Origin of the sequence: Sphingomonas insulae (assembly GCF_010450875.1) — a bacterium.
In the GTDB taxonomy this organism is placed as follows: Bacteria; Pseudomonadota; Alphaproteobacteria; order Sphingomonadales; family Sphingomonadaceae; genus Sphingomonas; species Sphingomonas insulae.
Window position 1 is genome coordinate 322,088 of the sequence record NZ_CP048422.1, and the last position, 21,000, is coordinate 343,087.

General features: G+C 63.4%; 15 protein-coding genes. 4 read left to right on the forward strand and 11 right to left on the reverse strand.

Features of this window, described 5'->3' with window-relative positions; translation table 11 throughout:
• Positions 1–82: 82 nt before the first annotated feature.
• The 4 genes from GTH33_RS03075 to GTH33_RS03090 all read left to right on the forward strand — a co-directional run bounded on the left by GTH33_RS03075 (position 83) and on the right by GTH33_RS03090 (position 6,012).
• Positions 83–2,917, forward strand: a complete 2,835-nt coding sequence (locus GTH33_RS03075; RefSeq protein WP_163957045.1) for a TonB-dependent receptor — start codon at positions 83–85, stop codon at positions 2,915–2,917.
• A 181-nt stretch (positions 2,918–3,098) separates the two neighbouring features.
• Positions 3,099–4,100: an AraD1 family protein gene (araD1, locus tag GTH33_RS03080; protein ID WP_163957046.1), complete on the forward strand. Its 1,002-nt coding sequence runs from the start codon at positions 3,099–3,101 to the stop codon at positions 4,098–4,100.
• Positions 4,101–4,144: 44 nt separating this feature from the next.
• Positions 4,145–5,053: a Gfo/Idh/MocA family protein gene (locus GTH33_RS03085; RefSeq protein ID WP_163959559.1), complete on the forward strand. Its 909-nt coding sequence runs from the start codon at positions 4,145–4,147 to the stop codon at positions 5,051–5,053.
• 203 nt (positions 5,054–5,256) lie between these two features.
• Positions 5,257–6,012, forward strand: coding sequence for a FadR/GntR family transcriptional regulator (locus GTH33_RS03090; protein WP_163957047.1), 756 nt, complete (start codon positions 5,257–5,259; stop codon positions 6,010–6,012).
• A 446-nt stretch (positions 6,013–6,458) separates the two neighbouring features.
• On the opposite strand, the gene GTH33_RS03095 is transcribed toward GTH33_RS03090, so the two are convergent.
• The 11 genes from GTH33_RS03095 to GTH33_RS03145 form a co-directional block, all read right to left on the reverse strand.
• The gene (locus tag GTH33_RS03095) at positions 6,459–7,583 is read right to left on the reverse strand and encodes a glycoside hydrolase family 43 protein (protein WP_208404284.1); all 1,125 of its coding nucleotides are present in this window, start codon (positions 7,581–7,583) and stop codon (positions 6,459–6,461) included.
• A 109-nt stretch (positions 7,584–7,692) separates the two neighbouring features.
• Positions 7,693–7,893 carry a hypothetical protein gene (locus tag GTH33_RS03100; protein WP_163957048.1) on the reverse strand — a complete coding sequence of 67 codons (201 nt, stop codon included), beginning with the start codon at positions 7,891–7,893 and terminating at the stop codon, positions 7,693–7,695.
• Between the two features lie 611 nt (positions 7,894–8,504).
• Positions 8,505–9,851 (reverse strand): Tad domain-containing protein, encoded by a 1,347-nt coding sequence (locus tag GTH33_RS03105; RefSeq protein WP_166753261.1) that lies wholly within the window; start codon positions 9,849–9,851, stop codon positions 8,505–8,507.
• Between the two features lie 82 nt (positions 9,852–9,933).
• Entirely contained in the window at positions 9,934–10,467 is a 534-nt protein-coding gene (locus tag GTH33_RS03110) for a TadE/TadG family type IV pilus assembly protein (RefSeq protein ID WP_163957050.1), read from the reverse strand.
• Positions 10,464–11,021, reverse strand: a complete 558-nt coding sequence (locus tag GTH33_RS03115; RefSeq protein ID WP_163957051.1) for a TadE/TadG family type IV pilus assembly protein — start codon at positions 11,019–11,021, stop codon at positions 10,464–10,466. The genes GTH33_RS03110 and GTH33_RS03115 overlap by 4 nt, the downstream gene beginning before the upstream one ends.
• Positions 11,022–11,384: 363 nt before the next feature.
• Positions 11,385–12,299 carry an alpha/beta hydrolase gene (locus GTH33_RS03120; protein ID WP_163957052.1) on the reverse strand — a complete coding sequence of 305 codons (915 nt, stop codon included), beginning with the start codon at positions 12,297–12,299 and terminating at the stop codon, positions 11,385–11,387.
• Entirely contained in the window at positions 12,296–13,606 is a 1,311-nt protein-coding gene (locus GTH33_RS03125; protein WP_163957053.1) for an MFS transporter, read from the reverse strand. The genes GTH33_RS03120 and GTH33_RS03125 overlap by 4 nt, the downstream gene beginning before the upstream one ends.
• Positions 13,603–15,381, reverse strand: a complete 1,779-nt coding sequence (locus tag GTH33_RS03130) for an alpha-amylase family glycosyl hydrolase (RefSeq protein ID WP_163957054.1) — start codon at positions 15,379–15,381, stop codon at positions 13,603–13,605. The genes GTH33_RS03125 and GTH33_RS03130 overlap by 4 nt, the downstream gene beginning before the upstream one ends.
• A 185-nt stretch (positions 15,382–15,566) precedes the next feature.
• Complete coding sequence (locus tag GTH33_RS03135) at positions 15,567–18,050, reverse strand: TonB-dependent siderophore receptor (protein ID WP_163957055.1); 2,484 nt, start codon at positions 18,048–18,050, stop codon at positions 15,567–15,569.
• 170 nt (positions 18,051–18,220) lie between these two features.
• On the reverse strand, positions 18,221–19,240 hold the full coding sequence (locus GTH33_RS03140; protein ID WP_163957056.1) for a LacI family DNA-binding transcriptional regulator: 1,020 nt from the start codon (positions 19,238–19,240) through the stop codon (positions 18,221–18,223).
• A gap of 544 nt (positions 19,241–19,784) precedes the next feature.
• Positions 19,785–20,960, reverse strand: a complete 1,176-nt coding sequence (locus GTH33_RS03145; RefSeq protein ID WP_243848543.1) for an SGNH/GDSL hydrolase family protein — start codon at positions 20,958–20,960, stop codon at positions 19,785–19,787.
• Between the last annotated feature and the right edge of the window lie 40 nt (positions 20,961–21,000).

Below are 21,000 nucleotides of genomic sequence, written 5' to 3' on the forward strand. Positions count from 1 at the left end.
CCAATTGTAGGAGCAAAGGAAAGTCTATATTCGACCTGATGCCGACAAAAAAATTGCGGTTCACGAAAGAGGGGGAGGATAGATGGCATTGTCCAAAGCGCGCTGGTTGTATGTGGGGGCCGCCTGCATCGCGCTGCTGCCGACCGAGACGGCCGCCCAGCAGGTCGACGCCACGAAGGATGCGCCGACGGCGACCAAGGGCAAGACCGCCAAGCCGGCCAAGACCGCGAAACCGGACAAGACCACGCAGGACACCGGCGCCACGACGGCCGCCAGTCCTGCCATCAGTGGCGAGAGCGGGCGTCTGGAAGGTGATATTGTCGTGATCGGTCTGCGCGAGAACGTGAAGACCGCACGCAACGCGAAGCGTAACGCGCAGCAGATCGTGGACGTCGTCGTTGCCCAGGATATCGGCAAGCTTCCGGATAAGAATGTGCCCGAGGCGCTGGCCCGGGTTCCCGGCATCCAGCTCGATCGCAGCCGCGGCGAGGGCGGCTCGATTCGTATCCGCGGGCTCGAGGGCGTGATGACGACGGTCAACGGATCGCCGACGTTCTCGGCGGGCGACCGTACTACCTACCTCAACGACATCTCGTCCGACCTCGTCGCCGCGATCGAGGTGTTCAAGACCCGCACGCCCGATCAGGTCGAAGGCAGCCAGACCGGCGTGGTCAACCTGACGCTTCGCCGCCCGACCGATTTCAAGAGCGGCGCTACCTACACGTTGAACCTCAAGGGCGATTACAACGATCAGAGCAAGCGGTGGAATCCGTACGGCAGCGCGCTGATCGCGTATAACGCGAGCACGCCGATCGGTCAGCTCGGCTTCTCGGTCAACGGCACCTACAACGACCTCAAATACAACGAATCGATCCGCTGGAACGGGTTTCCGGTGAGGCCCGGCGACAACCGCCAGATCATCGATCCGGGCACGACCCCGTCCGACATTTTTATCCCCGACCAGGTCGGGTTCACGTATCGCCGCGGATGGGTCAAGCGGGCGGCGTTCTCCAGTTCCATTCAGTGGCGACCCAACGATCACTGGAAGATCACACTGGACGGCGGCTACAGCAACCAGAAAATGGGCTGGCTGGACGATCAGTTCAACATCCCGATCACCTTCACGCAAAGCTCAGCCCCGCCGCCGCGCCTGTCGAACGTCGTGATCGGCGCCGACGGCCGGCAGGTCGCGTCGCTGTCAGCGGACTCGGTCGATCCATACGGACCCGGCAAACAATCGTGGCTGCACGAGACGAGCAACTACAGTGGTCGTTTCCAGGTCGAATACGCCAGCGAGCGGTTCGAACTCGGCGGCTGGTTGAACTATGCCAAGTCGGACAACGATTCTGATAATATCTTCGCATATTATCGGTTTGCACAACAACCGAGCTTCGATGTCGAATTCAACACGACCAAGGACCCTCGCGGCGGCCAGAATCTGACTTTCAAGAATGTCGACTTGCTGAATCCGGCCAATTACCGGTTCATCGACGGATACAACCAGAGCAGGCAATATACCAAGAGCGCGGAGAAGGAGGCAAAGTTCGACCTCAAGCTCAACACTTTCGCGTCGACGATCGATTACCTGAAGGTAGGCTTCCGCTACGCGACGCGCAGCTATGACAGGAAGAACGGGTATCGTGATCAGGGCGGCATGCAGATACCCATCTCCTTGCTATCCGATTACACGCTGTCGCCGGTCGGGCAGGGATTCAGCGGAACCGTGACGTCCAGCAATGCCAACTGGCTTTCAGCGGACAGCGGCGCCGTCCGCCGAAACTGGAACACGTTCCGGGCGCTCGCCGCGCCGATTTCGTCGTCGCTCGCCAAGTCCTATTTCCCCGATTACAATCCGCGGGACACGTTCACCGGCAGCGACGGCAGCGACGCCTTCTATGGCATGGCGCACTACAATATTAAGCTGCTCTTCCCGATCGACGGAACGGTCGGGGCGCGTATCGTCAATACGGTAACCAATTTGCGTGCAAATCAGGAGACGTTAAGCAACGGTCTCGTTAATGGATTGCCCGGAACGGTGTCGACTATCACACCGGTCACGGGGCGCAACAATTACCTCGACGTATTGCCAAGCCTCAACGCTATCATACATTTCGATTCGAAACTGCAACTCCGCGCGTCCTATTCATACGATGTGGGACGGCCGAATGTGCTGGATCTCAACCCCGGAATAAGACTCGAAGCCCAGAATACGGTTCGCCCAACTGCAGTCGCGGGCAATGCCGATCTCGGGCCGATCAAGCTGACCAAATATGATCTGTCGCTCGAATATTATTTTGGCCAGACGGGGTCCATGAGCCTCTCTGCATGGCAATGGTATCACGATGGTTTCATTTTTCGCCGTCAAGCCCCGGAAATTTTTTCGGGCTTGAATGTGCCGGTAATCGTCGAAAGGCCGGTCAACTCGGGCAAGGGACGCCACAAGGGGATCGAGGCGTCGGCGACGACGTTCTTCACCTTCCTGCCGGGCTTCCTGAAGTCCTTCGGTGGATCCGCCAACTTCACCTATAACGACACGAACATCGGTACCCCGAGTTTCAGCCCGACCGGTGAATATGCGCTGACCTATGGACCGTATTTCTTCGTGTCGAAGTACGTCTACAACGTCATCGGCTTCTTCGAACGCGATGGCCTCAATATCCGCGTCGCCTATAACTGGCGATCGCGGCGCGAAACATCGCGAGATGCGTTCAATCCTTATAACAACCAGTTCATCGACCCGGTCGAACGGCTCGATGCATCGATCAACTACGACGTCAACAAGAACCTGACGCTCGCATTCGAAGCAGCAAACATCACGCGGGCCGGCGAACAATCCTATTGGGGGACCAAGGCTCTTCCCCGCGACATCGTCTATTTTTCGAGAAACTTCAGCCTGTCGGCCCGCGTGAAGTTCTGATCCCGTCGATGGCGCGCGGCACCTGAACGTTCAGGGTTGCATGACCTCGTCGGCAAACGTCGCCGGGCTACCGACCATGCCCCCCGTTGGGCGGACTCATACGTCGTCCGCCCAACGTCTACCATAACGATACGCCGGCCGCCGACGCCGGCGTTTTCGTCACCGCAGTGAAAGCCCTCGCATGACCCGTTCCGCCATTCCTGCCCGCCTCGTCCAGCAGCGCCTGCCCGACGGCACGCGCCGCGTGATCCTCGCCGAGGAGGTCGCGCATGTCCTCACCGGCGTCGCCTCCACCCGCGACCTCGCTCTGGCCGCCATCGCGGACGGTGTCTCGCTGCTCGATGCCGCCCGCGCCCGCCGCGGCGACGAGACGGTGGACCTCGCCGCCGCGCTCGCCGCCGGCGAACTGCTGCCCGCGATCGACCATCCCGACAGCGCCCGCCTGATGCTGGCGGGCACCGGCCTCACCCATCTCGGCTCCGCAGCGGGTCGCGATGCGATGCACAAGGCCGCCGCCTCCGGCCAGCAGACCGATTCGATGCGCCTGTTCCTCGAGGGGATGGAGGGCGGCCGCCCCGCCGCCGGACAGGCCGGCGCGCAGCCCGAATGGTTCTACAAGGGCGATGGCCAGTCGCTCGTCGCGCCGGGTGCGCCGCTGACCTCGCCCGCCTTCGCACAGGACGGCGGCGAGGAACCCGAACTCGCCGGCATCTACCTGATCGGCGACGACGGCACCCCCTTCCGCCTCGGCATCGCGCTCGCCAACGAATTCAGCGACCATGTCACCGAACGCCACAACTATCTGTGGCTGGCGCATTCCAAGCTGCGCCAGGCGGCGCTGGGCGCGGAACTGCTGCTCGGCGAACCGCCCGCCGATATCCAGGGCACCAGCCGGATCGAACGCGATGGCGCGGTCCTGTGGGAAAAGCCGTTCCTGACCGGCGAGGCGAACATGTCGCACAGCCTCGCCAACCTCGAACATCATCACTTCAAATACGCCGCCTTCCGCCGTCCCGGCGATATCCACGTCCACTTCTTCGGCACCGCCACCCTGTCGTGCGCCGATGCCGTGCAGACGCAGACGGGCGATGTGTTCGCGATCGAGGCCGCGCCGTTCACGCTGCCGTTGCGCAACCCGCTTGCCATCGCCCCCGCAGCCCCGGTCGCGGTGGCGCCGCTGTGAGCCAGCCGCACCGAACCGGCCCCCTGCGCCTGGCCCTCGTCGGCATGGGCAAGATCGCCCACGACCAGCACGTTCCCGCCATCGCCGGCAATGCCGACATCCAGCTTGCCGCCACCGTCAGCCGCGAGGGCAAGGGTGTCGCGGGCGTCCCCCATTTCCGCGACATCGCCGACCTGATCGCCAGCGGGATCGCCATCGATGCGGTCTCGCTCTGCACCCCGCCGCAAGTCCGCCGCGCCATCGCCGCGCAGGCGATCGCGCAAGGCTGGCACGTCTTCCTCGAAAAGCCGCCCGGCGCGACGCTGGCGGAGGTCGCGCAATTGCAGGGGGCAGCGGCGGCGGCCGGCATCAGCCTGTTTGCCGGCTGGCATTCCCGCTACGCCGCCGGCGTCGAACCCGCCCGCGCCTTCCTCGCCGATGCCGCCATCCGTTCGGTGACGGTCACCTGGCGCGAGGACATCCGCGTCTGGCATCCGGGCCAGGCCTGGATTTTGCAGGCCGGCGGCTTCGGCGTGTTCGATCCCGGCATCAACGCCTTGTCCATCGTCACCCGCATCCTGCCCCGCCCCTTCTTCATCGCCGACGCCGAACTCGACTTTCCGGAAAACTGCGACGCCCCGATCGCCGCGCGCATCACGTTCGGTGACGACCACGGCCTGCGGATCGCCGCCGACCTCGACTTCCGCCAGGAAGGGCCGCAAAGCTGGGACATCGCCGTGGAAACCGATGCCGGCACGCTGATGCTGCACGACGGCGGCGGCCGGCTGGTAATGCCGGACGGCACCGAACCGACCCCGGTCGACGCCCTCCATGGCGAATATGCCGGCCTTTATCGCCGCTTTGTGGAGATCATCAATGCGGGGCGGTCGGACGTCGATATCACCCCGTTGCGACTAGTCACCGACACTTTCCTGCGCGGTCGCACCAAATTCGTCGAACCGTTCGTCGCATAGCTCCGCTCAGGCCATGCATGAGGATGGATCAGAAAACCGTCAGCAGAGTTCACATCAAGCGGTATAGAGCCATAACGGATATCGGCGGCGACGCGCGATCTTATAACAGGTTAAATCGGCTTCGTGTCATCAGCTATCTACCCCTGTGAAAGAGCCTCTTTGCAAGCCGATCGTCCAATTTCGGTTTGCGTAAGCGACCGATAATGTCGAACACCGCCATCGTGACCGACATATCCGAGGAAAAAAAATTGCTGAATTCCGGTCGCCGGTTGCGCGGCGCCATCGCCCATACGCTCGGGCGATCGATCCTGGCCGGCGACTATCAACCTGGTGACACTCTGTCCGGCGAGCTGGTCTTCGCGGAAACGCTTGGCGTTTCACGCGGTGCGTATCGCGAGGCGGTGCAGGTCCTGATCGCCAAGGGGCTGGTGGAAAGCCGAACCAAATTGGGCACGCGCGTGTTGCCGCGCTCTCGCTGGAACATGCTCGACCCTGACGTACTTGCTTGGGCCTTCGCCAACACACCCGATATGCAACTGCTTCGCAGCCTGTTCGAGCTGCGTGCGGTCATCGAACCGGCCGCCGCGGCGTTTGCGGCAGAACGGCGTGATCGAGCAGATCTCAAGGTATTGAAAGATGCCTTGATGCGCATGCGCCGCCACACCTTGTCGACCGAAGCCGGACGAACGGCCGATCGAGATTTCCATGCCGCCATTCTTACAGCCTCCCGCAACGATGCCCTCGTGACTCTCAGCGCGGGAATCACCGCCGCGGTGGAATGGACCACCCAGCTGAAACAACGCGATCGAGCCCTACCGCGCGATCCCATGCCCGAGCATGTCGCAGTGTACGATGCGATTGTCGGCGCACAGGTCGTCGAAGCATCGAACGCCATGCGCAGGCTTGTCGACCTGGCTCTCGACGATACCCGCCTGACCCTCGGACTTTCGGCCGCTTAACGATTACGCTCAAACGGCTAGGGACCAAGACACCTTTCAGCGGACTGTTCTTACCGCCTGACGAAGCGTCAATGAGCCCGAGGAACGCGCCAACACCGTAAACCGTTAGGAACTCCCTCGCCGTCTGACGTTGCTCAACATCGTCGTTACGATTGCAGTGACCTTGCCGACCGCCACAGGCGTGATGATACGCTGCAAGGGCATTGCTTCACCACAACAGGGCATTTCGCTGAGCCCGTAGGCACGGCCCTGATGGACTGCCAGCCGTCCGCAAAATCGTGAATTCCTCCATGCAAGTGGCAACGCTTGGTCGCCACCAGGATGCTTGACGCACTAACTGTCATTCCCGGTGGCACATCGACGCTGGTCTGGATCGGTACAGACCAGCGGTGGCAATCTGGCGCGGTGATCGGGCAGAACCCCCGCGCCTCAGGCCGGACGATAGCTCATCGCGGGATCGATGCACCAGCGAAATACGACTCAAGCCGTGTCGCCTCATCAGGCGTGATGGGCATCACCGAGCCGTGTTTGGGTGAGGTGAAATTGGTGGTCTTCATCGGGGAGCCAGTCTCGTTGAAATGCCCGATCCTGGTGAAGGTCTTGAAATCCTTCGTTTCGGCGAAGCCCATGTTGTTCGGCTTGGCCCCGAACACGTCATACATCAGCACATAGGTGTCCGTGCCGTGCCGCCGCCACAGGTTCGGTGCCTCGTGCGCCAGCGTTTCGGGCGCGACCCGCTGCGGTGTGTAGACATAGCCGGAGCCGATCGTCTTCGACACCGCCTGGAAGATCCCACCCGGGTTTTCGTGTCCGACGTAGAACATGCGATACTGATTGCCCACGCGGGTGATGTCACCGTCGATCGTACCGACCTTGGAATCGGGATGGATCAGCAGTTTAACCGGTTCGGTGGTCAGCGTCTTGAACGCGGGGTCGGCGTAGGACGAAACCATGTACAACGGTCCGTTGCCGATCCGTGTGCTGAAATACACCATCATCTGCCGGCGAACGGGATCGTAGATCGTTTCCGGGGCCCATGCCGTGCCGGCGTTCGCCAGCGAGGGGAACAGCCTGCCCACATCGACGCGCGCCAACGTCCAATGCACCATATCCCTGCTCTTCATCAGGATCAGATTGCGGTTGTTGCCCCAGCCATAGCGATCCTCGGGCCGTTCCCATGCAGTGGTACGCAGCCCCTCCTCGCGCCCGAAGATGTGGAGATCGGTCATCGCCATGTAGAAGGCACCATCGGGCCCACGGGTGATATGCGGGTCGCGGATGCCCTTTTGTTCGGCAATATCGCGACCCGACAGAACGGGCTTGCCGCCATTGACATCGGTGAACGTAAATCCGTCTCGTGACACCGCAAAATACAAGGAATGTGTTTCGTCTTTGAAGTAACTCATCAGATACGCGGATCGCTCGCGCTCAGCGGGAATCGGTGAGGTTTTTGCCGACGTGGCGGCAGAGTTGTGATCGGGAACGATCTGCAGTTGATGTTCTTTGCCCTGCTGCGCGGACGCGAATCCCGATGGCGCAAGCAAGATACCTGCGACAGTGGCAATGGCCAACGCTCCCCTACGCCAAAACGTGCTCATTACGCTATTCACCCTCCCTAAATGACGTGTGAAGCTGCCAATCATGGGTACTTCCCGCCGCAACGTTTGCTCATCTGACATATCACGACATGTATTTTGATGTGCTGCCATCGATGCAAGGCGCCGGATCCTGCTCTAGGATATTGATCGCGTGGCTCAAATACACAGCGGCGAGCTGCGCATCCTTGACCGGTGAGGCGTCCAGAACGTCAATGGCATCTTGCACCGTTCGAATCACCGACAGCAGAGGATTGGTCAGCATCGTGTCGTGATTATCCGGCATGGCTGCGATTCCTCACCTGATTGATCCCGTCCTAAAGGCGACGACATACGCGGCTTTAACGTCACGGTCAATTTGTAGGAGTATAAAGCGATATATGCTATGCGCTTTAGCCATTCGTCCGGTTGGCCGGACGGATTGAAGGCGATTGCGTTAGCCCTAGACACACGCCGGTGTGACGTTGGGAGAACGAAATCCGAGGCATCTGAACGGACAGGTCGCGTTCGCGCTCAGAGATGCGCAGGTCTGGATGAACTTGTCAGAGCAGACGTTCGACCTCAAAGGAGGCCAACAATGGGTCGAGCGTCAGCGAAAGTGCCGGATAGGCAACCTGAAGGCGATAAACAAACGCTCGAACGCAGTCCTTCGCCAGTCCGAGATGGGATGCGCAACGCCTGCAGCACGTGTCCGCACGACACACTGGTGCCTGCGCAGCCGCAATGCGTCATTTCCGCGCCCATGCGAACTCACCGGGACGCGAGCCCATGGCGTTGATCCGGCCCATATGGCGCGTTAGCCGCTGACCAAATACAGAGGAGCCGACGACCGTGTGGGCCCCGCCCTCGCGCATCCCCCGCGCAGCCGTCTAAAAAGGCTCGGGCGCCAGCGGGTCGTCAATGGATCAGGGCGGCGGTCTTGCTAGCCTGGGCGAACAGCTTTTGCATAGCAGTGTGGATCGTCGGTCCGTCCGAAGCCTCGAAATACCAGCCCGGAGAGGCGCATTGCTGAAGCGCGGGGGCGATGCCGCTTGCGATCGGCTGGACCAGCTTGATGTATTCCTCACGCAGGTCGGTGCTGGACATGCTGGTCGGATCGGCCTTGGTCGGTATGTAGGTCGTATAGACGACACCCACGGTGATACCCTTCTGTTTATAGGCATCGCAGGTGGCCGGATCCATGACCTTGGTGCAATGGCCGAAGGTGCAATTCCCCTCGATATCGGTGACGCCATCGGTGACGATGAAGATGAACTTGCGCGCGCGCGGCTGCGTCGTGCCGTCGTCCACGCCGGCGCTGGTCGCGTTCATGAAAGGCAGGACGAAGCTGGTCGCGGTCGGCAGGTCGGTATCCCCAAAACCCACCGACCCATCGTTGGCGCTAAGGTCGAGCGACTGCACCGTGCTGCGCACCGTCGCCAGATTGCCTGTCAGCGGAACGTATCGATCGACACCAATCCCATAGCGACCGGCATTCTTGCCGATTCGGTATACTGCGAACTGATAGTTGCTGTTGCTGCCCTGGCTGGCGACGGCCGTGTCGATCATGTCGGTGGTGGCATCGCGCAGCACGTCGACACGCAACCGGGCGTTGACGTCGGGCATGCGCGCGATCTCTTCCATCGAATATAGCTCATTGGGATCGCGCGCATGACAGCCGAACTGACAGCCGCGACCATTCTTGGCCTTGGTCGCGTTCCACAGCTTCAGCGCGTCCGCATCGGTGGCGGCGAGGCCCATCGACTGCGATGTGTCGAGCGCGAGATGGATGTCGATATACGGCGCCTTCACCGTCTTGGCGGTCGCGGTGCCGGCGATCGGCAGTGTCGCCATGCCCAGGATGCGTGCGAAGCTGTTGTCTGACGTACCGCGGAAATCGACCTTCACCACGCGGGTCAGCGGGATCGCACCGACATCCAGCAGCGTAAGACCGACGGTCGGGCAGGTCACGGTGACCGTCGGCAGGCTGGCGAAGGTATCGGTGATCGTGATCGTGAATTGCGACGCGACCAGCGGGTCGAGATGCAGTCCGTACAATCCCGTCGCCTGACCGATGAACGTGCGACGCGCGGCGTCGCAAGCGGTCAGCATCGGTTTCTGCATCATCGGCTGCGTCACTGCGGCGAGCGATGCGGCGTCGGCGACGCTTGCCACCTTGGTCTGCAACCGCATCGCCTGACTGTAATCGACGCCCATTCCGGTGGCGAAGGTGAGCGGAATCAACGCAAAGGCGGTGATCATCATGACGTTGGCACGGCGTTCTCGCCACAACCGGGCCATGGACGCTACCAGGGGCGCGGCGGGCAGACGTGGGATGCGGATGGGATCAGCAGCCATTGCAGGGCACCGAAACGGAGTTGCGGGGACTCATGAACAACAGGTCGCTCAAGGTCTGGGGACCGATTACACCGAATCGGACGCCGGGGTCGTAGCCATAGGTGATCTCGCTCAGCAGCAGGTAGTTGCCGCTGCTGCGCAGCGGCGTCGGCAGCGACACGACACTACCGGCGGTGCGGGCCACGGTGTTGCGACCGCGGCTCCAGACGACGGTCGTCTTGCCCGTACTATCGGTCAGCACCTCCGTCAGCCGGATCCGCGCCCGCGTTTCGCGATACGGCGACATGACCTGTGTCGCGGCGGCCAGCATCGCATCGACATCGGCGGCCGAAACGGATTTACGGCGGGTGCCGAGGTCGGCGATCGTGCGGTTGGTCAGGCCGACCTTGCGCTTGCAGGCGATCGCGTCGGACACCTGATATCCGCCGAGGAACAGCAGCAGCAGCACCGGAAAGGTAATAGCGAATTCGGTCAGCGCAATCCCGGCGCGGTCGCGTCGCAACCGTGCGAACAGCCGGGTCACGAATATTGCTCGGTCTGGGCGACGGATGTGGCGATCAGCAGGCGCCGCCCCTTCGACAGGTTGCCGATGTCGTAGCCGAGATTCACCGACGGCAACTGCCAGACGTAGTAGAGCCGCAGCGTGACGATATCGCCTGGCGCGCCCAGATTGTACGGCATCGAGTCGGCGGGCGTACCGTCGCTATTGAAGGTAATCGTCGGGCTGGCAGTGCCGACGGTGGCAAAATCGACCGAGCGATCAACCGACACCAGCAGGTTCGGGCACCGCATGTACCCTGGCAGCTTGGCGCAGACGCTCGTCTTGAACTGCGCCTTGCTCGGTGATGCGGTCTGCGTGTCGCCGACCAGCAGCGAACGGCCGGCGGACGCCGCCGCGGATTCAAGTCCCTGCTGCGCGAAATAGGCGAGGCTCGTCCCGAGCGCGGCGAACACCACGGCGAAGAACGGGATGGCCACCAAGGCGAATTCGAGCACCGCCGCACCACGGCTGTTGGCCGTGAGTCTGCGGATGACGGTCGGCGGCTTGGCCGCGGCAAGGCGATGCAGTGTGCTCATCGGTTTCACTCCAATTTTGACTTTTAACATGCGTCAATTGCGAGCAGGTTAATGTCCAAAATGGAACAGCAATGGGTCGCATCGTGAAACCGAACTGACCGGTATCACTGCGACGTCGCGGAAACCGTCGGGATGTTCGATGCCAACTTCGTCCAGGCCGCCCGCTATGGCACCGCGGCGAGCAGCTGACGGCGACGGTGGTCAGGGCGGCACCGACTGCCTGCGCTTCACATCGAGTCGGATCGACCGGTATCCCCAAGAATCGGGTCTGCGGGTCCGCAATAGCGAGGCTGCTGACCTTTCGGTTCGACATTGGCGGACGGCGCTATCCCGTCCCCGCAGGCATGGCCGCACGCGTGTCGGTTACCGACCCAATACACCGATCGCGCGCAGCCAATGCTCCATCAGTTCCGGCCAGCGCGCCAGCGCCGGATCGGAGCCGCCCAGTCCCGTGCCGTGTTCGCCTTTGGCGAAAACGTGAAGCTCGGTGGCGACGCCATTGGCCCGCAATGCGTCGTAGAAGCGGAGGATGCCATCCGCTCTCACGACGATGTCGCTGTTGGTATGATAGATGAACGTCGGCGGCATCGCGGCCGTCACCGCCTTCGTCGGCACGAAGCGTTCGTACTGCCTGGGATCGCAAGCCTTGCCGGCGAAGGTGCAATAGGGGGAATGGCCCTGCGCATCGACCACCGTCGCTTCGAGCCATGGATAGCCCAGCACCAGGAAATCCGGGCGGCTGCTCTGCCGGTCGACGGAGTCGGCCGCGGTCGCATATCCGCGGTCTGCGGCGGCGGCGGTCATCGCGCTCAGATGACCTCCGGCGGAAAAGCCGATCATGCCGACGCGGGCGGGGTCGATGCCGTATCTCTTGGCGTTGGCGCGGACCGACCGGATCGCCCTCGCGCCGTCCAGCAACGGGATCGGCAGGCGCGCCGTCGGGCCATAACGATAGCGCAGGACGAAAGCCGTCACCCCGCGCGAGGCGAACCAGTCGGCCACCTGCCGCCCCTCGATGTTGCCGGCCAGTTCGATATAACCGCCGCCCGGCGCGACGACGACCGCAGCACCGTTCGCTCGCCCCTTTTGCGGCCGGAAGATCGTCATAGTCGGCGTCTGTTCGGGCGTATCGGCGGTCGCGCCTGGCGCCCGCCCCGGCCATAGCCGGACGACCTCGGTTTCGATGAACGCGGCATCGCGCACCGGATCCTGTGCCGATGCCGGCGTCACCGGCGCAAATACCAACGCCAGCGCGCTGCGGATCGACCGTCGCATCATGCCGTCACACTCCGTCGTGCCCTCGCCCCCACGCGCATCGTCGCGATCGCGCCGACGATCATCAGCGCACCCGCGACATACAGCATCCCACGTGCATCGCCGCCGAGCAGCGGATGGTAGAAGAGCGGGACGGTCACGCTTTCGATCATCATCGGAATGACGATGAACATGTTGAAGATACCCATATAGATGCCGAAACGCGGCGGCGGTACGGTATCCGTGAGCATCACATAAGGGTTACCCATCATGCTCGCCCAGCCGAGGCCGATGCCGACCATCGGCAAGTATAGCCATTGTTCGCTGGCGACCGAGGGGATCGTCAGCATGGCGGCGCCGGACACGGCTAGGCACACCGCATGGACGATCCGCGCACCATGGCGGCGGGTCACCGGCACCATTGCCAGCGCCGCGACGAAGGCGATCGCGTTGTAGAACGCGCCGATCTGTCCGACCGTCAGCGCGGCATCGCGAAAACCCTGACTGCCCGCATCGCTGGTACCGTGCAACGACCGTGCGATGGCAAAGGCAATGAACTGCCAATAGGCGAACATCGCATACCATTGGCACAGCATGGCCACGCCCAGCCGCCGCATCGCTGGCGGCATGTCGCGAATGGCGGTGACGACATCGCGGACTGCACCGCCGAGGGTCACCTTGTCCGCCTGCATCGCCGCGCGCTCATCCGGCGTCAGCGGCAGTTCGGGCACGCGCAACACCGACCAGAGGATGGTCGACAGCGACAGGATCGCACCGACGATGAAGGCGATGCGCGTGATGTCGGGGATACCGTTGGCGTCCACCGCATCCTTATCGAGGCCCCACCACACCAACAGCGACGGCGCCAGATAGGACAGGGTCTGCGCCAGCCCGGTGAAGGCGGATTGCGTCAGGAAACCGGTCGGCCGCTGATCCTCCGTCAGCCGGTCGCCGACATAGGCGCGATACGGCTCCATCGTCACGTTGTTGGCGGCATCAAGGATCCACAACAGGCTTGCCGCCACCCACAGGACAGGGCTGTACGGCATCGCGAACAGGCACAGGCTGCACAGGATCGCACCGACCAGGAAGTAAGGCGTCCGCCGACCGAGCCGGCTTGTCGTGCGGTCCGATAGCGCGCCGATCAGAGGCTGGACGAGCAGCCCCGTCATCGGTCCCGCCAGCCAGAGCAGCGGCAACGAGGCCTCGTCCGCGCCAAGATAGGCGTAGATCGGCGCCATGTTCGCCTGCTGCAATCCGAACGAGAACTGCAGCCCGAAGAAGCCGAGGTTCATCTCGACGATGCGGGCCAGCGACAGACGCGGTTTCATGCTCGAACTCCTGCGATCCAGGCCACCTGCCAGCCGTCAAGCAGCCCGGTCGCCGGTGCGCCGGTCAGACGATCCTCACCCGACAGCGGCAGCGCCACGAGGTCGTCGGAGAAATTGAGGAACACCGTGTCGGTGCCGCAACCGATAGCCAGCAATGCCGTCGCATCGGTCGCCATCGGCATGGGCGCGCCCGCGCCGCCACTGGCGATCCGGGCGCCGCGCAGCCGAGCCAGGTCGCCACCGATCCGCTTCGCCGCGGCACTGCCGAGTGCCGCCCAGTCCATTGCCGGGCGATGCAGCCAACGCCCTTCGTGGCGCCGCGCCGGATCTGCGCGATAGGCATTGTCGTTCGTCATCCCGGCCTCGTCGCCCATGTAGGTGGTTGCGACTCCGCCGCCCGCGATGGCCAGCGCATTCATCAGCGCAATGCGCCGGAACGCGGCCTCGCGCGCGGCATCGTCGCCGGCCGCTTCCAACCCCGCGAGCGAGGCGAGCATGCCGTTGGTGCCGTGCAATGTCGATCCGTCCGACTGGAACGGTTCGCCCCGTGCCCAGCTATCGCCCTTCCCCTCGAGATAGCGTGCGGCGGCGGCCAGCCGACCTTCGGGCGCCGGATCGATATTGCGCAAATCGCTCAACACCGCGCCCCATCCGATGTCATCGTGGCAACGCGCATAGGTCAGCCAGTTCGCCCCAAGCGGCAGCCCGCCACTCGCCGCGACGATCGCTTTCGGCAGCGCCGCGGATCGTTCGGCCAGCGCGACCCAACCGGCGACCATCAGCGAATTGTTGTAGACCAGATGGCATTCGGGTTCGAAACCCTGCCCCTCGTCCGCCCCGAAATACGGCGGCACGAACGCTGTCGGCACGATCGCCTCCGCCTTCAGCAATGTCGCCGGTGCGGCGATGTCGAGCGCGGCGCGCAAGGCGCGGACGATGTAATGCGCCTGCGGCAGGTTGCGGCAATCGGTGCCGGCCTGCTTCCACAGGAAGGCGGTGGAATCGAGCCGGAACGCCTCGAAGCCATGATTGGCGAGACGCAGCATCGTCTCGATCATGGCCAGCATGACCTCAGGGTTCGCCCAGTTGAGGTCCCATTGGAATGGATAGAAGGTGGTCCATACCTGTCCGCCCATCTCCGGCACCCGCGTGAAGTTACCGGGCGCGGTCGTTGGGAAGACCTGTGGCAACATCGCGTCCCGCGCCGCCGCCTCGGCATCGTCGACCACCATGTAGAAATCGCGGTAGAAGGGATCGCCGGCCTTTGCCGCGAGCGCCCACGCATGGTCGTCCGCGGTATGGTTCAGCGCCAGATCCACGCACAGGCTGATCCGCCCGGCACGCAACCGGTCGGCCAGCTTCTCGACATCCGCCATCGTGCCGAGTGGCGGTTCGATGCTGAGGTAATCGGCGACCGCAAAGCCGCCGTCGCTATCGCCGGTGCGCGCCTTCAGCAAAGCGAGCAGGTGCAGGTAGCGCACGCCCAGCGATTCGAGGTGATCGACCCGCGCGGTCAGGCCCGCGACCGTTGCTGCATAGCGATCGACATACGTCGAATAACCGATCATGTCCGGCGCGACGAACCAGTCGGGGTCCGCAATGCGGGCATCGTCCAGCATCTTCATCGCCGCCGGTCGCGCCGATGCTCCAGCCCGCACCGCCGCCTCGATACGGGTCCACAGCATCGCCACGTCGTGGGTCGCGCCGTACAGCCGTTCCAGCTGGCGGCGCAATGTGGCGCCATGGCGGACGAAGCGATCTTCCAGCTGCGTCATCGGATCGACACATATGGTGCAGGACGGTGGCGTGACGCTGCACCGATCGCCTGCCGGTTGACGGCCAAAGCGGTCGCAACGATGCCGATCGTGCCCAAGATGTTGCGCCGAGGCATCGCAATCCCCTTCCGATCCATTAGGTGCGGTGGCTTGCCCGATCGGGGCCGCCTGCACCGCATCCGGTCCTAGAACTTCAAGCCGATCGTCGCACTGATATTGCGGCCGGGGAAGGCACGGGCGGTATTGATACCGTTGGCCGGCAACGTGTCGGTCGCCAGCCCCAGTTCGGTGATCGCAAGCACGTTAAAAAGATTTTGCGCATTGACCGACAGACGCAGCGCCGGGGTGACCGAGAAGGAGGCGAACGCCCCGGTCAGCACATATCCCGGGATCTTCAGCCCGTTGTTGTCCGACGCGTAGGACGAGGTCGTACCGATGAAGTTCGCGCCCACCGAAACGCGATCGAGAACGATCGAGGGCGTCGCCTGGAAAATCAGGTCGGCCTGACGATACGGCGTATTGCCTTCGAGCGCAGGCTGCACCTCGCTCTCCGTGATCCGTGCATGCGTGTAGGTTGCGCCGCCGGTCAGGTGGAAGATGTCGTAATCGACACCGGCTTCCAGCTCTAGCCCGTAGGAACGGTATTTGTTGTTGATGAGGCGCTGCTGCGGGATGATGATCTCGTTCGCTTCCGCCGTGGTCGCGCGGAAGGCCGTCAGGTTGGCGAAGACGCCACCCGACCGGAATTTCACGCCTGCTTCCTGCTGGTTGACGAAGTTGACCGCAATTTCATCGGCGATGCTGCCATTGTCGCGCACACCGCCGCCGAACAGGACGCGATCCGCATTGAACCGCGCACCGCGACTGACGCGGGCGAACAACGCCAGATCGGGCTTGATTTCGAAATTCGCTCCGATGGACCAGGTGAAGTAGTTCTTGCGGTAGTCCACCGGTTTGGCGTTCGCGAGGCTTACGACCGGTACGGTGCGTTCCGGCACCTGGATCACACCGTCCCCGTTGACGTCGAGCACGGTGAGACCGTTGTTGGTGGCATAGCGCCCGTCCGCCTTCGAACTGTTCCAACGCACGCTGCCATCGACGTTCAGTCGACCGGTCTTCCACGTCACCGCAAGGTAAGGCGCGTCGATCTTATATTGCATGTCGTAATAGCGCTGGCAGCAATTGCCGAACACCGGCTCGCCATAGGCGATCAGGCCGCCCTGCGTCTGGATCTGACCGGCGGCATTGTAGACGTCCAGCAGGGCCGGCTTGTTGCCCGACACTTCCTGCAGATAGCTGTTCCAATGCCAGTCCATCTCGATCGACTGGTAGGATTTGAAATAGCCGAGCGTCACCGATCCCGATCCGGCGCTGCCGCCATCGACGTCGCGGCCCAGCGTCAGGATGTTGGTGACATTGGTAAAATCGTCCAATGTCACATTGAACAACAGAGCGTTGGTCGCCAGTCCGTTGCCATTCAGTGCGCCGGGATTGGCGATCGTCTGGCCGGCATTGGGGCCGTTGGCATAGCGCAAGGTTGCGCCGGCGCCGCCGATCGACGTCGCGAACGACGCGGCGGTCGCGACATTGGCGGCATAAGGCGTGGTGAACCCACCCGAATTCTTGGCGTAATTGAATTTGTCGTCGAAGTTCCAGCCGCCGCCGAGATCGAACGACGCCTCCCCGCCGATCCCGCGCACCTTGGTGCGATACCCGTCGGCGACATCCGTGCGAATGCGCTTGCCGTTCAGGCCGACCGCGAGGTCGGAACGGAAATAAGGCGACTGCAGCGGGTCGTTCTTGGGATCGAAATTAGGCAATGCGCTGAATTTGGGATCGCTGTTCGTACCACCGACACGGATCGGCACCGGGATATAGGCCGGCGCCCGGTCGTCGAGGAACTTGCCGGTCAGCCGTACGAAGCCGTTGGCGAAGTTGCGGGTGATATTGGCCTTGATCTGGCCGCCCTTCTCGGCGTTGTAGCCGATCTTCTTCACGCCGTCCCCGATGCGGTAGAAGCCACCGACGTGGAAGGACCAATCCTCTCCGATCGGCGCGCCGTAATCCGCGTCGATGCGGGTACGGTCGAAATCCAGCCCCTTGGTCAGCGCGACGTTGCCGCCGGCAACCTTGCCGGTCTTGCTGATGAAGTTGATGATCGCGCCCGGCGCATTGCTGGTGAAGGTCGAGGCGGAACCGCCGCGGACGACCTCGACGCGCTGAACATTGTTGTCGGGCCGCACGAACGCGTCGGCCGTGGCGAAGGCGATGTCGCCGAAGTCGAGGACGGGCAGCCCGTCTTCCTGGAACTGGACGAACTTGGCGCCGCCGCTGGCGACCGGCAGGCCGCGTACGGCGATGTTGGCATTGCCCTCACCACCCGAGGCTTCCGACCGGAGGCCGGGCACGTTGCGGACGAGATCGGCACTGCCCAGCGGCGCGGCCTGCGCGATCTGCGTCGCGTCCAGCGCACTAATCGAGATGCTGGTCGTCAGGCGGCGTTCGGGGCGCGCGGTGCCGGTGACGACGATGTCGGCGCCCTGATCGTCGCTCGCAGAGGCGGCGGCGGCGGCAGCATCTGCCTGCGGCGCTGTGGTCTGCGCCTGCGCCGCGATCGACATCAGCGATGCCAGGCCGACGCCGACCAACAGATACGATGCGCTCCGCATGAAACCCCTCCTGCATCGGCCTGCCATTCGCGGCGGCCTCGTTATTCCAGCCCTATGCAACCGATTGCACACGATTGCAACAATCGTTTGCATGGCTGGTTGGCCGATGAATTGCGGGGGACGGGGTAGATTATCGTTGGAAATCAGCGGTCAGGCTGAAGCGGCCTGACCTATGCGGAATCGCGCTCGATCAGTTCCGGCGCCATCACGACCGAATCCGTGTCGTCGCCCCGCATGCGTTCGAACAATGCCCGAATCATCAAGGACGCGCCCAGTGCGACATCCTGTCGGATCGTCGTGAGCCGCGGCACGATATGGTTGGCGAGTGGCAGATCGTCGAATCCCACGACCGGCATCCCCTGCGGAACGGCGATGCCGCGATCGGCAAGGACCCGGACGATGCGCATCGCGATGACGTCCGACGCTGCCGCAATGCCATCGATCGCGCCATATAGCCGGTCGAGATGCGCCGTGATCTCCGACGTCATCACGTCCGACGCAAGGTGCGTCGCGCAGGATACGGGCGGCGCGATCCCCGCCTCCGCGCAGGCATCCTGCAATCCGGCGTAGCGGTGGGCGAGTTCCAGCGTCTTGGTCTCGCCAAAGAACGCTATCTGCCGACAACCGCGCTCAATCAGGCGGCGACCCGCCAACCGACCGCCCAGTCGGTTGTCGACCCCGACCGAACAATGCCGCTGTCCCTCCACCCTGCTGCCCCATACCACCAGGGGCCGATAGCGGGCGGCGACGCGCTCGATCGTATCGAACTGATCCGACTGCCCGATCAGCAGCACGCCGTCGAGCATGCCGGAATCGACGATCCGCTCCAGCCAGTCGTCGGCATCGGGGATCACGCGCGACAGCATGATGTCGTACCCGCCCTCGGTCAGGGCATCGGCTAGATGCCCCATGATGGTCATGAAGAACGGGTCGGACAGATGCTGGCGCTTCTCGTGCCCCAGCGGCACCACCACGCCGACGACGTTGGTCTTCTGCGTCCGCAGCCGGCTGGCCATCTGGTTCGGGCGGAAACCGTGCTGGCTGGCGAGGGTTTGAATCCGCGCGCGGGTTTCGGGATTGACCATCGGACTGTTGGCGAGCGCGCGCGATACGGTGCCTGGGTGCACACCCGCCAATTTCGCGATGTCCGAAAGCGTGCGCGCGCGTGAAGAAGTCTGGTCAGATGTCATCGATGTCCATCGAAGGTAGATTAGCGAGGTAAAGGCGAACGGCCAAGCGATGGAGAACCGGCCGTCTCCCCAGGTGGGAAAGAACGGCCGCCGGGATGCTGCGGCTACCCCTTGATTACAGCTTCAGGCGGAGCAAACCGGCATCGCCGGTTTCGGACGAGGGAGTATGGTCGCAATGGGAGAAACGGCGGCCGCGACTGCGACACTATCAGCCTCTGTCAGGCGATCGGTCCTGCCGGTCGACGCCCCCCTCACCCCAGCAGCATTCGCGATTTCCCGTAACGCAGGCAGGTACGATCGCCAGGCAGGGTAGACTTACAATCCATCTCTTCAGGCGCATGATATGGTGCCGGCTGCGCAGGCAGCAGTACCATATTGATGACCACTCCCCTGCGTCGCAAAGGCGGCCGAAGTGGCGACGTAAGGCTTCGCGGCCGTTTCCGCGCCGGTCGCGGCGATTGTCCGTGGCGACCCGGCGCCGATAACTGCGCAATGGCGGCGCTGCCGAACGTGCGTCTTCGCCTAGGCTAGCGCCGATCAGGCATCAGCGGGCGCCCCCGGTAAACAGCCGAAGGTCGATGGCGTCGCCCATTGCCGCCAGACCGGCGTCGTTCGGGTGAAGGTGATCGCCGGGGTCAAAACGGGCCAGCAGTTCGCCAGGACGCTGGGGATCGCGAACCGCGGCATCGAAGTCGACGACGGCATCGAACACCGTGCCGGACCGGATCATCCGGTTGACCTCCAGTCGCACGGCCTCCTTGGCTGGCGACATGTATGCGGCGCTTTTCGCCGGCGTCATCGTCGCTCCGATGACCGTGATCCCGCTTGCATGCGCGCGTGCGACGATCTGCCGATAACCGGCCACGACGTCGCCGGCCGTCACCGCGTCCTGTTCACTGGCAGGCTTGCCGTCGTTGCGGCTGCCCACGCCGTTGCCGATATCGTTGATGCCTTCGAGGACGACGACGTGCGTGACCCCTGGTACGGCGAGCACATCGTTTGCAAAGCGATCGAGCGCTGCCGCACCGCGACCGGGTCGGAGTATGCGATTGCCGCTGATCCCCATGTTCACCACCCCGCAACGCCGGGTGGCGGGAAGGCGCGACAGGCGATCGGCCAAGCGTCCGGGCCAGCCGCGAACGGTCGTCGATCGGGAGAGATAGCCGTCGGTGATCGAATCGCCGAACGCCACGATCGTGCAATTCGCCCGTGGATGCGCGACCGTCACCAGCGTCAGATAAGGCCGTGCCCGCAGGGGCTGCGGCTCGCCACCCGCGGGCGAGAAATCCATCGGCCAGCCCAGATTGGTTCTGGCGGGACGGGTCGGCGTCGCAAACGTGACCGCGACGATGACGTCGCTGCCGACCTCGACCGGCAGGTCGATCGCGTCGCTCCGGAGCGAGCGTCCCGGCAACAGCACCGCGCCGGCCAGCCCCGAAATCGAGACCGGGCGCGCGAATCGCGCTTCGAAGTCCAGGCCTGTTCCCTGGCGGGCAAGGGCAACCTGTACCGATTGGATGGCGATACTCTTATCCGGCTCTGGATTGCTGAACGTCAGGGCGATCGCGTCGCCCTTTTGCGTGATGGTGGCGCGATAGCGATAGGTCCCCGGCGGCAGCGGTCGTGCATCCGCAGCGGGATCGGCGGCGGCATAGCCCCAGGCCCCTGCCCACGTCCTGTCTGTCGCCCCCGCTGGCGACGTCGTCAGGGCAGCAGCCATTCCAATGAGATACGCCGCGCGGGCCATAAGGGGCATCATC

Bases quoted from the DNA above. Each gene is read 5' to 3' on its own strand.
- GTH33_RS03075 (WP_163957045.1), top strand. From the start codon at position 83: ATGGCATTGTCCAAAGCGCGCTGGTTGTATGTGGGGGCCGCCTGCATC.
- araD1 (WP_163957046.1), top strand. From the start codon at position 3,099: ATGACCCGTTCCGCCATTCCTGCCCGCCTCGTCCAGCAGCGCCTGCCC.
- GTH33_RS03085 (WP_163959559.1), top strand. From the start codon at position 4,145: ATGGGCAAGATCGCCCACGACCAGCACGTTCCCGCCATCGCCGGCAAT.
- GTH33_RS03090 (WP_163957047.1), top strand. From the start codon at position 5,257: ATGTCGAACACCGCCATCGTGACCGACATATCCGAGGAAAAAAAATTG.
- GTH33_RS03100 (WP_163957048.1), bottom strand. From the start codon at position 7,893: ATGCCGGATAATCACGACACGATGCTGACCAATCCTCTGCTGTCGGTG.
- GTH33_RS03105 (WP_166753261.1), bottom strand. From the start codon at position 9,851: ATGATGATCACCGCCTTTGCGTTGATTCCGCTCACCTTCGCCACCGGA.
- GTH33_RS03115 (WP_163957051.1), bottom strand. From the start codon at position 11,021: ATGAGCACACTGCATCGCCTTGCCGCGGCCAAGCCGCCGACCGTCATC.
- GTH33_RS03120 (WP_163957052.1), bottom strand. From the start codon at position 12,299: ATGATGCGACGGTCGATCCGCAGCGCGCTGGCGTTGGTATTTGCGCCG.
- GTH33_RS03125 (WP_163957053.1), bottom strand. From the start codon at position 13,606: ATGAAACCGCGTCTGTCGCTGGCCCGCATCGTCGAGATGAACCTCGGC.
- GTH33_RS03130 (WP_163957054.1), bottom strand. From the start codon at position 15,381: ATGACGCAGCTGGAAGATCGCTTCGTCCGCCATGGCGCCACATTGCGC.
- GTH33_RS03135 (WP_163957055.1), bottom strand. From the start codon at position 18,050: ATGCGGAGCGCATCGTATCTGTTGGTCGGCGTCGGCCTGGCATCGCTG.
- GTH33_RS03140 (WP_163957056.1), bottom strand. From the start codon at position 19,240: ATGACATCTGACCAGACTTCTTCACGCGCGCGCACGCTTTCGGACATC.
- GTH33_RS03145 (WP_243848543.1), bottom strand. From the start codon at position 20,960: ATGGCTGCTGCCCTGACGACGTCGCCAGCGGGGGCGACAGACAGGACG.